Raw genomic sequence first — 15,719 nt, 5'->3', positions numbered from 1 at the left:
TTATCCAATAAAAACCGTGTAAATCACTGAGATTAAAACATATTAGAAGTCTTCAATCTGTAGCAAAATGCTAATCTCTATAAATTGAGCAATTGTGAAGCAATCATCAAATACACCACCACGCCTGTCGCATCACAAATCGAGGTCACCAAGGGTGCAGATGCACTTGCAGGATCGAGCTTCAACTTATTGAGTACAAAGGGCAAACTCATGCCAATTAAACAACCGAGCAATACGATACCCATCATACTTAAAGCCAAGACCAAAGCGACGGTTGCATCACCACGGTAGTAGCCTAAAATCGATACAGCAATGGCCATGGTTCCACCGAGGCAAAGCGCGACGAGCGTCTCCCGTCCCAACAAATAAAACCAATCTCGAATTTTTACATCCCCAGTGGCAAGCGCTCGCACCATTAAGGTCGCAGACTGTGAACCCGCATTGCCTCCACTTCCGACCAGTAAGGGTAAGAAAAAAACCAAGACGATATGTGCTGCAATGATGTCTTCATAATAGGAAATACCTAAACCGGACAATAAACTGCCAAAGACCAATATCACCAACCAGAACACCCGCTTTTGGTACAATTTTAAAATCGGTGCTTTATTAATGCTCATACCTGGTTCAGTACTCACCGCACTGGCTTTTAAAAAGTCTTCAGTGGTTTCAGCCTGTACCACATCCATCGCATCATCATAGGTGACAATCCCCATCAAACGCTGAGCATGATCCACAATCGGCAAGGCCATAAAATCATATTCAGCCAATTTTCGAGCAATACTTTCTTGGTCTTCATCTATCCAGCCGGTCACCACATCTTTGGTCATCACCTGTTGAATTCGTGCATCACGGTCAGCCTGCAAAATTTGCCGCAGTGAAATCACCCCTTCTAATTGAGACTGATCATTGGTGACATAAATTAAATATAGGGTTTCACGGTCATGCGGTTCATGGCGCAAGGCCTCTATGGCTTGTTGCATGGTAAAGTCAGCAGGCATACTGACATAGTCTGAACTCATGATTGCACCTGCAGACTCTTCTGCATATGCAGATAACGCCTTTAGATGCTCTTGGGTATCTTGATCAAGTTGTTGGTAAATTCGATCTTGTTCTGCATCAGTTAAACTTTTATATAAGTCCGTTGCATCATCAGAATGCATATCATCAAATAGTTCAATTTGTAGACGCAGTGGATAACGTGAAATCAGCTGTCGCTGTGACTCAAACGGGAAAAACTCAAATACCAAGCCTTGATGGTCTAAACCTGAAAGTAACTCGATTTGATCTTCGATTGGAAATTGCTGAATTAAACGGGCCTGATCAGCGTAATTCAGAGGCTGTAAAGCGAAAACTGCTGCTGCATAATTTTGTTGTTGCAGCAAAGCGGAAATTTCACGCTGTCTTTGTATTAAATCCGCCATTCAACTCACTCTTATTTTAATCTTTCTATGTAGTGCACATTTTGAAGGATAAACTGAAGAGTTTCAAATCTCTTCAATATGTTCTCGGTGAACGTTGTTTGCGAAAATTCTCTGTGCAAATTCTCTGTGCAAATTCCCTGTCGAAAGTTTGATGACATAAAAAAGCCACCGCAAAGTATTCAAGCTTTAACGGCGGCTTTTAGTGGAGCGATACGCTGTGCGTGAATTATTTCTAAGTTTCAGACACCGGCTTGATTTTAAAAATAGATCGGACCATCACATACATAAACGGAATAAAAATCAGCACCAAGACTGTACCGAATATTACCCCACCGAGTACGCTTACCCCGATCTCTTGACGACTGGCTGCACCAGCACCAAAAGCAAGAACTAAAGGAACCACCCCTGCACCAAATGCTAAAGAAGTCATCAAAATAGGACGTAAACGTAGTGCTGCGCCTTCCATTGCAGCCTCGATCACATGTTTGCCTTTTTCTTGTGCCATCGCTGCAAACTCTACAATCAAGATCGCATTTTTACAGGACAGACCAATGGTCGTCAGCAAGGCAATTTGGAAGTAGATGTCATTTGGAAAACCAGTCATGTAGCTAAACAAAATATTACCGCCAATCCCGAGTGGAATCGCACTCATGACTGCGGTTGGAATGCTCCAACTTTCATATAGGGCGGCAAGACAAAGGAAAATAAATCCAATCGAGACCAAATACAGCCAAATCGCTTGATGACTTGATTTTTGCTCTTCAAAGGATAAACCACTCCATGCCACGTCCACACCAGGCACCTGATCGACTAAGGCTTTCACATCCTGCATGGCTTGTCCACTTGAGACATTTTTGGCTGTATCCGCTTCCATTTGTAACGCGGTATACCCCATAAAGCGATTGACGACTTCTGGACCGCCACTCCAGCCAATGGTTGAAAAATTACTAAATGGAATCATTTCATTTTGGTCATTACGTACATGCCAATAAGCCAAATCTTCTGGTTTAGAACGGAATTCGGCATCTGCCTGCATCATGACGCGTTTAATACGTCCACGGTCAATGAAATCGTTGATATAACTGCCGCCCCATGCACTACTCATGGTGCTATTAATCGCATTTTGCGTTAAACCCATGGCCATCGCTTGTTTTTGATCAATATCAACTTTCAGTTCAGCTTTGTCTGGGTTAGAGCGTTTGTCTAAATTTTCGAAACTACTGTATTGTGCGGATTTCTGTTGCAAGCTTTTAAATTGCGCATCGAGATAAGCTCGACCTTCACCATTCATATCTCGCAGCCAAAACTCCAGACCATCGGTTTGACCAAGACCATTGACTGAAGACGGCATGCTGACATTGATTTGTGCATTGTTGAACTTTTTAAAATGTTTCATAGCACGCTCACGAATCGCTTGCGCTGAATTGTGTTGTCCTGAACGTTCATCCCAATGCTTCAGTGCAATAAAGCCTTGCCCTAAGTTTTGACCCGTACCAGAAAAATTTCGTCCATAACGAATCATCACCAAATCGACATTTTGCTTTTCTTCAGTCAAAAAGTACTGTCGAATTTGTTCACCAACCTCACGACTTTTAGACATCGGTGCACCTTCTTGTAATTTAAGTTGCACACTCAAAATGCCTTGGTCTTCACTTGGAATAAAACTGGTCGGCAAAGCACGATAAAACAAAGCAAATACCGTAATGAGCCCCGCAAACAAAACCACCGTCCATAAGCGATAACGAACCGTGGCTTGTGCGACTGCTAAATATTTGGTTTTTAAAATCTCTAATTTGGCGTTAAACCAAATCGCCCAGCGCTGTGGTTTCGGATTGGGTTTTAAAATTAAGGCACATAATGCAGGGGTTAAAATCAGCGCAACCATCAATGACAAGCCCATTGCAGCCACAAGTGTGATGGAAAATTGTCTATAGATCACACCCGTTGAACCACCAAAGAACGCCATAGGAATGAAGACAGCGGTTAATACCAAAGTAATCCCGATTAACGCCCCGCTAATTTCATGCATCGACTCTATGGCCGCATGCTTTGCCGTTAATTGTTGTTCATGCATTAAACGTTCGACGTTTTCTACCACCACAATCGCATCATCGACCAACAGACCGATGGCCAGTACCAATGCAAACAACGTGAGCGTGTTAATGGTCATGCCCAAAGCATATAAAATCGCTAAAGTCCCAAGAATCACCACAGGCACGGTAATCGCAGGAATCAGTGTTGCTCGCCAATTTTGTAAGAAGATAAACATCACCAAAACCACCAGTAAAACGGCTTCAAATAATGTTTTCACCACTTCTTTAATCGATTCTTGTACAAATGGCGTGTTATCCCGAGGATAAACAATTTTATAACCGGCAGGTAATTGCTTCGCTAACTGTTCAATTTCTTGCTTAATTAAGGCAGAGGTTTCAAGTGCATTTGCCCCAGAAGCCAATGAGATCCCCATCCCTGAAGATGGATAACCATTAATGGTATTCACCCCTGAATAATTTTCCGCACCCAATTCAACACGTGCAACGTCTTTTAAATAGACAAAACTGCCGTTTCGTGCAGATTTGACAATAATATTTTCAAATTCTTCAACTGACTTTAAACGTGAACCTGAAGTGACTTTTGCATTGAGATATTGATCCGATACACTCGGCAATTCACCTACGGCTCCGGCTGCAACCTGCGTATTTTGTGATTCAACAGCCGCACGGATATCACTGGGCATAAGGCTATATTGCTTTAACTTCAGTGGGTTGAGCCAAATGCGCATGGCAAATTGCGAACCAAAAACATCGACTTCACCGATACCCTCAATTCGAGCAATGTCCTGCTCTAGATGAGTCATCATATAGTCACCAAGTTCGATATTCGAACTCTTGCCAGTCTCATCATAGAGGCCGATAACCATATGGGTATCACCCAAAGATTTATAGACATTTACCCCTTGGCGCTGCACATCTTCAGGCAGCCGATTGATTACTCCATTTATGGCATTTTGTACTTGTACTTGAGCGGTATCTGGGTCAGTGCCATTTTCAAAACTGATGCTGATCCGGCTTCGACCTGAAGAGTCGCTGCTTGAACTAAAATATAAAAGATGATCAATTCCTTTAATTTGTTGCTCAAGAACTTGTGTGACACTTTCCTCGACTGTTTCTGCTGACGCACCGCTATAACTTGCACTGACCGTAATTCGTGGTGGTGCAATATCTGGATAGCGCTCTACCGGTAAATTGAGGACAGCAAAAAGCCCGAGCGCCATGACGATGATCGCCAAGACACCTGCAAAAATCGGTCGATAAATAAAAAACTTAGACAGCATCAGCCCATGTCACTTTTCAATTAATGAAATAAAATGTGTTGATTGATTTTTTCAAAAAATCTTATTGATAATCAATCACAATGTGCTTGATTACAAGCCTAGACTACATAAAAACCTTGCTTGAAGCGAAATATGTAGAAAATATGGAGAGCCTCCATTTCAGCTATTTTAGTAAATTTATGTGACAAAACCGCCTCTGTCATGAAGTCTTAGCCACTGCCCTGCAATGTATGCCTGCAACATCATTCATTTATATAAAAAGATGCCGAGGCAGCCATGCAAAAACAATTAACAAAGCAGTTGAATATAGCGACAACAAGTAAAGTAAAATCCTCATGGGGCGTGTCTTCACTGCTCCTTTTTAGCGTTTTTGGTTTATCTGCATGTAATTCGGATGACGATAAAACCCATGCCACCAAGCCCCCTGTTTTGCCTGATACAGGTTTTGTCATTGTTGGGCATCGCGGTGCCAGTGCTTTGCGACCTGAGCATACCCTTGCCGCATATCAAAAAGCGATTGACGATGGTGCGGATTTTATCGAACCCGATTTAGTGCCAACCAAGGATGGCTATCTGGTTGCGCGCCATGAAAGTGAAATTTCAGGGACAACCAATATTAGTACGCTGTCACAATTTGCGGATCGAAAAACCACCAAAAAAATCGATGGTATCGACTATACAGGATGGTTTACGGAAGACTTTAATTTGAATGAACTGACTCAAAATGTAAAAGCACGTGAGCGTATTGCTCAATATCGCCCTAATAACACTCAATATAATGATCAATACAGCATCCCAACGCTCGAACAAATCATTGAACTTGCCGAAGCTCATTATAAAAAAACTGGAAAAATTGTTGGTTTATATATTGAAACCAAGCATCCAACATTTTTCCAACAGCAAAATCTAGCCATGGAAGATCGTTTACTCACCACGCTTGCCAAATACAGTTATACACGTGATATCGCGCCTGTATATTTACAGTCTTTTGAAACCACCAATCTTAAATACTTACGTGATCAACTCACGCAAAAGAAAACCCTCAAACATGGCAAAATTATTCAATTATTAGATAGCCCAACTGCCATACCGGGTGACTTACAGCAACAAAGCTCACCTCAAAATTATGCAAGTTTAGCCACTGCAGAAGGCCTAAAATCAGTGGCAAAATATGCAGATGGTGTAGGTCCAAGTAAAACCTATATTTTTTCAAACACTGAATTTAAACAAACCAATTTTGTCAAAGATGCCCATGCTGCTGGTTTGAAAGTCCATCCTTATACGCTCAGACCTGAAAATGGTTTTTTACCTGACTATTTAAAATGTAGCTCAGTGGCAACCGAACGTTGTGATACCGGTGCGGCTAAAGAATTTGAAAACTTCTATAAAGCTGGTGTAGATGGTGTATTTGCAGATGATCCGGGACTGGCGCGTAAAACCTTAACACAACTGCAAAAGCCCTAATTTTCCTAAAATGAAAAAAGACGCCAAGGCGTCTTTTTTATTGTTAAACGGAAATCTTAAAGTGGGTTTGCCAAATATTCTGCGGCTGACTGCGTTGCCACTGGCTGAGGTGCTGGAGCTGTCGGAGCTGTCGGAGCTGTCGGAGCTGTCGGAGCTGTCGGAGCTGTCGGAGCTGTCGGAGCTGTCGGAGCTGTCGGAGCTGTCGGAGCTGTCGGAGCTGTCGGAGCTGTCGGAGCTGTCGGAGCTGTCGGAGCTGTCGGAGCTGTCGGAGCTGTCGGAGCTAAATTTAGCGGGTTCCAACGGAACTGACCATCATTTATTTCACTAATTTTACCAATACCCGGAAATGGTAAATGTGCAAATGCAACGAAGGTTTGCTCTTGAGCAAAACGTTTAAAAATTGCTAAACGAGTTTCACTGGCTTTGACCGGATCGACATCAAAATCGACAGATAACTTGGGTTGTTCAAACTGTAAATGATACGAATGAACCACATCACCGAGGATAGCAAAACTTTTAGCTTGCGACTTTAAGATAAAAGAATAATGCCCTGGTGTATGCCCAACACTCGGTAGTACTTCTAATCCATTAATCACAGAACCAACGCTAAAAGTCTTAAAACTCCGCATGGTCTGATAAGGCGCAATCGCAGCTTTAATTTTTGCAACGGTTGCTAAATAACCGTCACGTTTTTCGGCAGCTAAAGTGTTGACGGTGCTTTCACTTAACCAATACTGACTTTCTTGTTCATTGACGTAAATCGTTGCATTTGGAAACACGGCCTTACCTTGTTTCGCAATGCCACATGTATGATCTGGATGTAAATGGGTTAAGAAAACACTGCGTACACGATTAAGCTTATAGCCGGCCGCTTCAATGTTTTGTGCAATAGAACCTAAGTTTGGTCCAAAACAACTGGCTGCACCACTATCGACAAGACTGATGCCGCCTTGTCCATCATCAATCAGGTAGGCATTGACACTGGTTTGTATGCCTTTGCTCTGATCAACCGCAAGCTTTTGAAATAAGGCACTGACTTCTTCTGGAGTTAAGTTTTGTTTAAACAAATCAGGACTTAATTCGAGTGTCCCATCTTTTAAAGCGATGACTTTATATGCACCCACTTGGAAAGGATAAAATCCCATGGGCTGTGTCACATTCGATTTGATTTCCGTTTGAATAACTGCCGGCTCTGCACTGACAAACTGGCTGGTTAAAAGTGTTGCTGCAAGCACAGCAAAACTAAAGTTTTTCATTGTTGACCTATATCACTTTTATTATTTCATGCAATGAAGCAAAGGCTTCAAAATTAAAAATTTTAAACGCCTGTATTGTGCCTGAAATTCAGGCAAATTTTAAGTCCAATACTGGATAAACATAGCACTAACTTGATATAGGCTTATGTAAATCATCCTAAACTTTAATGCCCAATAAAATAAAAACTGAATGCAAGAAAACTTTAAGCTTGGCATGCTATATTTTCGCCAGTTTTTAAATCTATACGTCTGTACAGTACTATGAGTGAAATTTCCCCGTTTAAAGGTAAATCTGGACTTAAACGAATTTTAAATGCAACGCAATATTCCCTCGATGGATTCAAAGCTGCTTATCAAAATGAAGCTGCATTTCGACAAATTGTCTGGATGAATATGGTGCTTATTCCCACCAGTTGTTTTCTCGATGTCAGTCGTGCTGAACATGCGCTTATGGTGGTGGTGTGTTTATTTGCCTTGATTGTTGAGTTATTCAACTCTGCCATTGAAGCCGTTGTCGACCGGGTATCTTTAGACAAGCATCCACTTTCTAAAATTGCCAAAGATATGGGAAGTGCAGCTCAATTTGTCGCTTTAGCAATTATTTTTTTTACTTGGTTAATTATTCTTTTGCCTTAAATAAAGGCTGTCTCACTCTATTTGCAGGGTTATGCCCTGCTTTTTTTAATTCCTTATTTCTGTTTTTTAAGTAAAATTTACGCTTCCCTATGCACATCTACTGATCCATCGAAATAAGCCAAAAATTCAAACTATGAAATCATTGGCTTAAACAAGATTAGAGGGGGGAAAATAGATACACATTCATTGAGCAGACCGCTTCTTAAGGACGCTTTTACAAGAAAAGATAAAACCTATTTTTTCGGACTTTTAAGCTTGAACACGTTAAAATGCCTTGAGAATTTTGTGCTACTTTGAAATGAATCATGACTTTGAGCACCACCAGCCTTCGCAAACAACTCCGCAAGCAGCGTCGTAGCCTAAACCTATGGGCCCAACGACAAGCTGAACAACAGGTCCTACAGCGTTTAATCCGACTCAGTCATTTTCAGCGCAGTCAGCATATAGGCGTGTATTTACATGCATTCGGTGAAATTCACACTCAACAGCTCATCCACTACTGTTTTTCGCATCAAAAACACGTGTATTTACCCATGATTTGCAACATGAATCAGCAACTGGTTTGGGTTGAAATCTCACGACATCAATACATCAACAAACGTTTTTCTCATCACCCACTCGGCATGAAAGAGCCTATGGCGAGTCGTGGGAAGCATGTTTCTCATCTTGACCTTTTAATCATGCCCTTGCTCGCTTGCGACAAGTACGGCACACGTATTGGCATGGGGGGTGGCTTCTACGATAAAACATTAGCAACAGCTCACTCTATACCCTACCGTTTAGGACTTGGTCACGATTTTCAACTCATCCAAGACCCCTTAGTCCGAGAAGCATGGGATCAACCGCTAGATGGCTTTATCAGCCCATCTCAAACTTTAAGTTTCAAACGTTAATTTGATATTTTTGACGCTGAGTTACACTTAAAAATCACATATTTAGTCATTTTTTATACATTTTAATTGGCATGACCCTTGTAATTTAAAAAATACACATCACTATAAAAAACATGGCAACACCGTTGTCACTCATTAGGAGTGCCCATGTCTGAGATTATTATGAATGAAGAAAGCTTGGAAACTACAATTCCGAGCGTATTACCGCTTTTAGCGCTACGAGATGTGGTTGTATATCCTCACATGCAAATTGCACTGTTTGTGGGTCGCGAAAAGTCGATCAATGCAGTCAATGTCGCACGTGACAGTGACAATCTTGTATTCGTAGTTGCACAAAAAGATTCGCTTACAGAAGAAATTGATCACGACAATTTATATCAATACGGTACTGTCGCGAAGATTGTGCAAGTTGTGAATCATGAGAATGATGAAAACTGTATAAAAGTACTGATTGAAGGCTTATATCGTGCCAAGCTAGAAAAAATTATCGATGCCGATGATTACCTGACTGCCGAGCATTCATTAAGCCCAATGACGGTTTCTGTAGACTCAGAAACTCAGAATAACCGTGTCGAAGAATTACGTACCTTATTTGCTCAATATGCAGAAGCAAAACTGCGTAATGCACGTGAATTGATTGCAGCAGCCAATAAAATTGATGATTTACTGCAATTATTATTCTTCGTAGCAACACGCGTGCCTTTGAATATTGATGTCAAACAAAAATTCTTAGAGCATGATGAATTTGAAGCACATTTAGCTGAACTCATGACCTACTTATTACAACAGTCAGAAGAACAGCAAATTGAGCAAACCTTACATGATTCTGTAAAACGCCAAATGGAAAAGAATCAGCGTGAATACTTCTTAAATGAAAAAATGAAGGTCATTCAACGCGAACTTTCTGACATGAATGGCGGTGCTGAAGATGACGTTGCAGAAATTGAAAAACGTCTAGCTGAAGCCGATTTACCTGAACATGTACGTAAAAAAGCTGAAAATGAGTTCCGCAAGCTAAAAGCGATGCAACCTGCTTCAAGCGAAGCTGCTGTCGTGCGTAACTACCTAGAAGTTATTTTAGATACGCCTTGGAACAAAGCTAGCAAAGTCAGCATTAACCTTGCGAAAGCTCAAGATATTCTTGATGCCGATCACTATGGTTTAGACGACGTGAAAGACCGCATCGTGGAATACCTTGCTGTTCAATCACGTGTGAAAAAACTTCGTGGTCCAATCCTGTGCTTAGTTGGTCCTCCAGGTGTTGGTAAAACTTCACTCGGTGAATCTGTTGCCAAAGCGACTGGTCGTGAATTTGTCCGTATGGCGCTTGGCGGCGTGCGTGACGAAGCTGAAATTCGTGGTCACCGTCGTACATATATCGGTGCGATGCCCGGTAAAATTGTGCAGTCTTTGACAAAAGTTGGCGTAAAGAACCCACTGTTCTTACTCGATGAAATCGACAAGATGGCGCAAGACTACCGTGGTGACCCTGCTTCAGCATTGCTTGAAGTCCTCGATCCATCACAAAACAGTAAGTTCAATGATCACTATTTAGATCTTGATCTAGACCTTTCTGAAGTGATGTTCATCTGCACTGCAAACAGCATGAATATTCCAGAAGCTTTGCTTGACCGTATGGAAGTGATTCGTCTACCGGGTTATACCGAAGATGAAAAAGTGAATATTGCTGAACGTTACCTTGTTCCAAAAGCCATCAAGAACAACGGTCTACGTGCGAAAGAATTAACCGTTCACGAAGAAGCCATCCGCGATATCGTACAACGTTATACACGTGAAGCCGGTGTCCGTAGCTTAGAACGTGAAGTGTCTAAAATTGCACGTAAAGTGGTAAAAGAAGCAGTGAGCAAGAAAGCGAAAAATCTTCAAATTGAAGTGAATTCGAAAAATCTTCCTGACTACTTAGGTCCACACAAATTCGACTTCGGTATGGCCGAAGAAGAAGCTGAAGTGGGTCGTGTAAACGGCTTGGCTTGGACATCTGTTGGTGGTGAACTACTAACAATTGAAGTTGCAGCAGTGAAAGGTAAAGGCAAGTTCATTACCACCGGTTCTCTTGGCGATGTCATGAAAGAATCGATCACAACAGCGATGACCGTTGTACGTACCCGTGCAGATGAACTAGGTATTGAAGCGATTCGCTTTGAAGAAACAGATGTACACGTGCATTTACCAGAAGGTGCAACACCGAAAGATGGTCCATCTGCTGGTTTAGCCCTAACTACCGCTCTTGTTTCAGCTTTTACAGGCATTGCAATTCGTCCAGATATCGCAATGACTGGTGAAACCAGTCTGGGTGGCCGTGCAATGCGCATTGGTGGTTTAAAAGAGAAACTTCTCGCTGCTCACCGTGGTGGCATTAAGCTTGTCTTTATCCCACAAGACAACGTTCGTGACTTGGCTGAGATTCCAGACAATGTCAAAGAAGGTCTAGAAATTAAACCAGTGAAATCGATTGATGAGATTTTACCACTAGCCTTGGTTGATATGCCTAAACCTCTTGCAAAGACACCGATTGTCAAAGCAACTGAAGGTGGCAAAGCTGCTCGTCACTAAGCGCTAGCAACTCGTAATAAAAAAGCCCTGTTTCGACAGGGCTTTTTTATATCCATTTTTTTCGTGCTGAATATTCGGAACTTTTCATTCAAATCCTTCGCAACTATTAGACTCAAGACTCAAGACTCAAGACTCAAGACTCAAGACTCAAGACTACAGCTACAGCTACAGCTACAGCTACAGCTACAGTTATTGTGGATCACTATTTCAAAGTCGACATCAAGATCAATAAGAGCCAATAAGAAAGTCTTACAATATTTGCATGCTATTACTTGAAATATCGCCCTCTATCCCACATATATAGTAAAGAGATATACGCGCTGTATGTTTCTTTATTGGTTCCAATCACGTCTAAAAGCGTGATGATCATTGGAACAAGATGGTCATCTACATCTCCAGGTAGATGACCTTTTATCGCAGTCCACAGGCTTTCGGGGCTGCGTTTTTTATGTCATGTTTTTAAAGACATGCTATTTCAAATTTAAGATGGTTTTCACCAAACCATCAATCACTTGAGCCATTTTGTCTAAGTTTAATTTATCCAGGGTATCTTGCTCAGTGTGATAGTGCTTATTACGATAAAATGCCGTATCAGTGATCATCATCGCCGGCATATCAAATTGCCAATAATTCATATGATCTGAAAAATCCACACCCTGAATAAATGAGGGTGAAATCAAGCGTTCACATTGCAACTGCTTCAAAGACTCCATCGCCGCACAATACGATGAAGTTAAGTCACGAGACTGAATATTCCCCACCGATGCAATAAAATTCGTATGTGATGGATAAATCCATTTCAGTCCAACTGGATATTCTTGGGTGACTTTGGGATCAAAATAACCAATCATTTCCAGAATATACACACCTGAAATTTTATCCTTTTCCTTTGCTACCGATTTTGCATGGATAAAACTGCCCATCGACTCTGTTCTAAAATACGGCGGCTCTTCAAGGGTATAAAATACAAATTCAATATTTTGTTTTAATCGCGCTTTTTCAGCCGAAAGAATCCGAGCAGCTTCGAGTACACCTGCAACGCCAGAAGCATTGTCATCAGCGCCATGCTGCTCCTCAAATACATCGTAGTGCGCGCCAATGATCACTCGGTTGCTATGCCCTGCATTTAAGGGACAGACCACATTACGGTATGGTTGGCTATTGACGGTATAGGTTTGAAAACGGCAATTCACACCAAATAAACGCATCTGCTCACGAATCCAAGCAGACACCCGATTTAACTCTTGAATGTTCTTATAGTTACGATATTCAGCTTCATTACCAATAATTTGCTCTAAATAGACTTTTAAATTATCCGGTTCAGCGGTTCTAATATTGTTGGCATACGCCGCAAATGAACACCATGCAAAAATTGAAAGCATTGCTGCTTGCTTGAGCAAAAATAATTTGCCGTCCTGCCATGTTTTTTTCATTGTTATTATTCCAATTTTCATCTTTGATCTAATCTGCTTATGCTGCGTATTTAAACAGCAAGCAGAACACGATTTCAATTGCAAATTGTGTCTGAACATACAAAGCTCAAGCGAACCGTTATAATGCTCTTTTGTATACTTTCAGGCGCTGTATGAAAATTCGTATTCTGACAATCGGTCAAAAAATGCCAGCATGGGTTCTGACGGGTTTTGAAGATTATTTCAAACGTATTCAGCCATTTGTTCAAACGCAAATCATTGAATTACCTATGGCTAAACGTGGCAAGAACGACTCTGAAGCCGATATTTTAAAATACCGTCAAATTGAAGGTGACAGCATTTTAAATGCCATGAAATCGAATGAAGTGTTGATCGCCTTAGAAGTCGGTGGTCGAGAGTTCAGTACCGAAAAACTGGCTGAAACCATGAAAGGCTGGATGCTTGAAGGCAATGATGTGGTTTTAGCCATTGGTGGGCCAGATGGACATTCTGAAGCGGTACGCAAAGCTGCAGCATGGCATTGGTCTTTGTCTAAACTAACTTTGCCACACCCAATGGTTCGTGTCATGCTCATCGAACAGCTATACCGTGCAATGAGTATTAACCATAATCACCCTTACCATCGTGCGGGTTAATCCGAACTAACATCCAGCGTATACAGCAGTTACAGCGTTGCAACAATGAAACAAACCGTTGAAATTATCCGAATTGTTACGCTGAATAATTTAGTGCATGATCATCATTTCCTTTAAACAACCAGCGGCGACCGCGATGAATTTACAAACACTTCCAGGTTTATTTATTTCCCATGGCTCACCTATGCTTGCCATCAATCCTGAGCAAGTCGGTCCTGCGTTGGAACGTTTAAGCCTGAATCTTCCAAAACCGGAAGCCATTATTATCATGTCCGCACATTGGGAAAGTAACGCACTAGAAGTAAGTACCAGTGCCCGTCCTGAAACTTGGCATGACTTCCGTGGTTTCCCTGCGGAACTTTATGATATTCGTTATCCAGCACCGGGTAACCCAGAGCTTGCAGAAGAAATCCTTCATTTGCTTGCCAATGCAGGATTATCGGCACATGCCAACAGCACCCGTCCACGCGATCATGGCGTTTGGATGCCGTTATTGCATATGTATCCTGATGCTGACATTCCTGTGATTGAAATATCACTGCCAATGACCATGTCTGCGCAAGAGATCTATAAAATTGGACAAACGCTTGCACCTTTACGTGACAAGCAAATCCTGTTGATTGGATCGGGCAGTATTACTCATAACTTACGTGAGTTGGCTTGGGATGGACGTGCAGCAGCCGTGCCTGAATGGGCGTCTACATTCCGTAATTTTGTGGTCAATAAACTCACTCATCAAGATTTTGATGCAGTTCTCGACTGGCAAAATATCCCGTTTGTACAACGCAACCATCCGACCATTGAACATTTTGCACCCATCTTCTTTGCGATGGGTGCAGGCCCCCGCTTCTCTATTGTTCACAGTAGCTTTAGTATGGGTTCGCTGGGTATGGATATTTATCGTTTTGATTAAACGTGAATAAAACGAGATAGCTTGACTTATTCATAATTTATATTAATAAGTTAACAAATTATTATTTATGGATACATTTTGCTACTTATTTGAGCTGAATGTATTCATATTTTTTTAAAATGAATGGGTTATGCTACAGGCTGAAATTCACTTAGAACAGTTAGCGTAATGAAATTAAAATATTTAGCGATCGTCCTCTTCCCTTTAGCCCTTGCAGCATGTCAATCAAGCGATATCCAAAAAGCTGGAGATTTAGCCGTGAGCGTATTACAACAACAAAATGCTGATAAAACTTTAGCTTCATATCAATGGAGCACTTCCACTGAAAATGCACCAAAACCTTTGGTTTTAAATTTTTTAGAAAATGGCACTTTGGGTATTTCAACCAGCTGTAATAGCATGTCAACCCAATGGAAAGTGGAACACAATACACTTGTAACAGGCAACATTGCATCTACCATGATGGCGTGTCCTGATAATGCGATGAAACAAGAAGGACTTGCATCTTCACTATTTAGTGACCGTAAAGCACCTTTTGTTTTAAATACTACAGATCCACAAAATCCAACGTTAACCATTATCTCTGCAACAGGTGAAAAACTGGTTTTCACTGGAAAATTAACACCTGAAACTCAGTACAACTCGCAAGGCGAAACGATTTTCCTTGAAATCAGCCCTGAAACTAAACAATGTACAGGCGTTGCTCCACAAACTTGTTTGCAAGTACGTGAAGTGAAATACGATGAAAAAGGCCTAAAAACACAAGTTGATAAAGACTGGACTTTATTTTACGATCAAATTGAAGGCTTTAAGCACACTCCTGCAGAACGCCAAATTATTCGCGTAAAACGTTTTGAACGTAAAAACCCTGCTGCTGACCAATCAAAATATGCCTATATTTTTGATATGTCAGTCGAACGTGAAACCGTAAAAGGTACGTTGTAAGTTACAGCCGATAAAAAACCGAGGTCATCGCCTCGGTTTTTTTATATCTACACAACCGCAAACGCTGATTGGATATGCATAGTATTGAAATCACGATGTACTGTTCAGCCAACGCTTTAGCGATGTTAATCTAAAGCTCCTTCTTGCAAATTACTGAATTCATCCTGACGAATCGCAATCAACAGACAGATATTTTTAAGCATACAGCGAATTAC

General features: G+C 41.4%; 10 protein-coding genes and 2 pseudogenes. 7 read left to right on the top strand and 5 right to left on the bottom strand.

Annotated features, from left to right (window positions below):
* Window positions 1-77 precede the first annotated feature (77 nt).
* Both mgtE and FTV38_RS00525 read right to left on the bottom strand, forming a co-directional pair.
* Window positions 78-1,421, bottom strand: a complete 1,344-nt coding sequence (gene mgtE / locus FTV38_RS00530; protein WP_180007504.1) for a magnesium transporter — start codon at window positions 1,419-1,421, stop codon at window positions 78-80.
* A gap of 232 nt (window positions 1,422-1,653) precedes the next feature.
* A complete protein-coding gene (locus FTV38_RS00525) occupies window positions 1,654-4,755 on the bottom strand; it encodes a multidrug efflux RND transporter permease subunit (RefSeq protein ID WP_180020706.1) in 3,102 nt (1,033 codons plus the stop codon).
* 276 nt (window positions 4,756-5,031) lie between these two features.
* On the opposite strand from FTV38_RS00525, the gene FTV38_RS00520 reads away from it, so the two are divergent.
* Window positions 5,032-6,219: a glycerophosphodiester phosphodiesterase gene (locus FTV38_RS00520; protein ID WP_180020704.1), complete on the top strand. Its 1,188-nt coding sequence runs from the start codon at window positions 5,032-5,034 to the stop codon at window positions 6,217-6,219.
* A 56-nt stretch (window positions 6,220-6,275) separates the two neighbouring features.
* Here FTV38_RS00520 and FTV38_RS18005 read toward each other — a convergent pair.
* Window positions 6,276-6,494: pseudogene (locus FTV38_RS18005) on the bottom strand (hypothetical protein); the annotation flags it as partial.
* 90 nt (window positions 6,495-6,584) lie between these two features.
* Window positions 6,585-7,364: pseudogene (locus tag FTV38_RS00510) on the bottom strand (MBL fold metallo-hydrolase); the annotation flags it as partial.
* Between the two features lie 372 nt (window positions 7,365-7,736).
* On the opposite strand from FTV38_RS00510, the gene FTV38_RS00505 reads away from it, so the two are divergent.
* From FTV38_RS00505 to lon, 3 genes are all read left to right on the top strand, one after another.
* Window positions 7,737-8,111 carry a diacylglycerol kinase gene (locus FTV38_RS00505; protein WP_078191329.1) on the top strand — a complete coding sequence of 125 codons (375 nt, stop codon included), beginning with the start codon at window positions 7,737-7,739 and terminating at the stop codon, window positions 8,109-8,111.
* A 305-nt stretch (window positions 8,112-8,416) separates the two neighbouring features.
* Entirely contained in the window at window positions 8,417-9,004 is a 588-nt protein-coding gene (locus FTV38_RS00500) for a 5-formyltetrahydrofolate cyclo-ligase (RefSeq protein ID WP_180020703.1), read from the top strand.
* 147 nt (window positions 9,005-9,151) lie between these two features.
* The gene (lon, locus tag FTV38_RS00495; protein WP_180020702.1) at window positions 9,152-11,578 is read left to right on the top strand and encodes an endopeptidase La; all 2,427 of its coding nucleotides are present in this window, start codon (window positions 9,152-9,154) and stop codon (window positions 11,576-11,578) included.
* Window positions 11,579-12,048: 470 nt separating this feature from the next.
* Here the strand turns inward: lon and FTV38_RS00490 are convergent, their stop codons facing one another.
* A complete protein-coding gene (locus tag FTV38_RS00490) occupies window positions 12,049-13,011 on the bottom strand; it encodes a M20/M25/M40 family metallo-hydrolase (protein ID WP_373685846.1) in 963 nt (320 codons plus the stop codon).
* 152 nt (window positions 13,012-13,163) lie between these two features.
* Here FTV38_RS00490 and rlmH point away from each other — a divergent pair, with 152 nt between their 5' ends.
* The 3 genes from rlmH to FTV38_RS00475 all read left to right on the top strand — a co-directional run bounded on the left by rlmH (window position 13,164) and on the right by FTV38_RS00475 (window position 15,504).
* Window positions 13,164-13,646, top strand: coding sequence for a 23S rRNA (pseudouridine(1915)-N(3))-methyltransferase RlmH (gene rlmH, locus FTV38_RS00485; protein ID WP_078189858.1), 483 nt, complete (start codon window positions 13,164-13,166; stop codon window positions 13,644-13,646).
* Between the two features lie 136 nt (window positions 13,647-13,782).
* Window positions 13,783-14,559: a dioxygenase gene (locus tag FTV38_RS00480; protein ID WP_078189859.1), complete on the top strand. Its 777-nt coding sequence runs from the start codon at window positions 13,783-13,785 to the stop codon at window positions 14,557-14,559.
* A gap of 168 nt (window positions 14,560-14,727) precedes the next feature.
* On the top strand, window positions 14,728-15,504 hold the full coding sequence (locus FTV38_RS00475; protein WP_180020701.1) for an META and DUF4377 domain-containing protein: 777 nt from the start codon (window positions 14,728-14,730) through the stop codon (window positions 15,502-15,504).
* Window positions 15,505-15,719: the final 215 nt, after the last annotated feature.

Origin of the sequence: Acinetobacter sp. YH16044 (assembly GCF_013417145.1) — a bacterium.
In the GTDB taxonomy this organism is placed as follows: Bacteria; Pseudomonadota; Gammaproteobacteria; order Pseudomonadales; family Moraxellaceae; genus Acinetobacter; species Acinetobacter amyesii.
Note: the sequence above shows the minus strand (reverse complement) of the source record. Positions and strands in the feature narration are given on the sequence as shown.

Coding starts and splice junctions, on each gene's coding strand:
- mgtE (WP_180007504.1), bottom strand. CDS start 1,421: ATGGCGGATTTAATACAAAGACAGCGTGAAATTTCCGCTTTGCTGCAA.
- FTV38_RS00525 (WP_180020706.1), bottom strand. CDS start 4,755: ATGCTGTCTAAGTTTTTTATTTATCGACCGATTTTTGCAGGTGTCTTG.
- FTV38_RS00520 (WP_180020704.1), top strand. CDS start 5,032: ATGCAAAAACAATTAACAAAGCAGTTGAATATAGCGACAACAAGTAAA.
- FTV38_RS00505 (WP_078191329.1), top strand. CDS start 7,737: ATGAGTGAAATTTCCCCGTTTAAAGGTAAATCTGGACTTAAACGAATT.
- FTV38_RS00500 (WP_180020703.1), top strand. CDS start 8,417: ATGACTTTGAGCACCACCAGCCTTCGCAAACAACTCCGCAAGCAGCGT.
- lon (WP_180020702.1), top strand. CDS start 9,152: ATGTCTGAGATTATTATGAATGAAGAAAGCTTGGAAACTACAATTCCG.
- FTV38_RS00490 (WP_373685846.1), bottom strand. CDS start 13,011: ATGAAAAAAACATGGCAGGACGGCAAATTATTTTTGCTCAAGCAAGCA.
- rlmH (WP_078189858.1), top strand. CDS start 13,164: ATGAAAATTCGTATTCTGACAATCGGTCAAAAAATGCCAGCATGGGTT.
- FTV38_RS00480 (WP_078189859.1), top strand. CDS start 13,783: ATGAATTTACAAACACTTCCAGGTTTATTTATTTCCCATGGCTCACCT.
- FTV38_RS00475 (WP_180020701.1), top strand. CDS start 14,728: ATGAAATTAAAATATTTAGCGATCGTCCTCTTCCCTTTAGCCCTTGCA.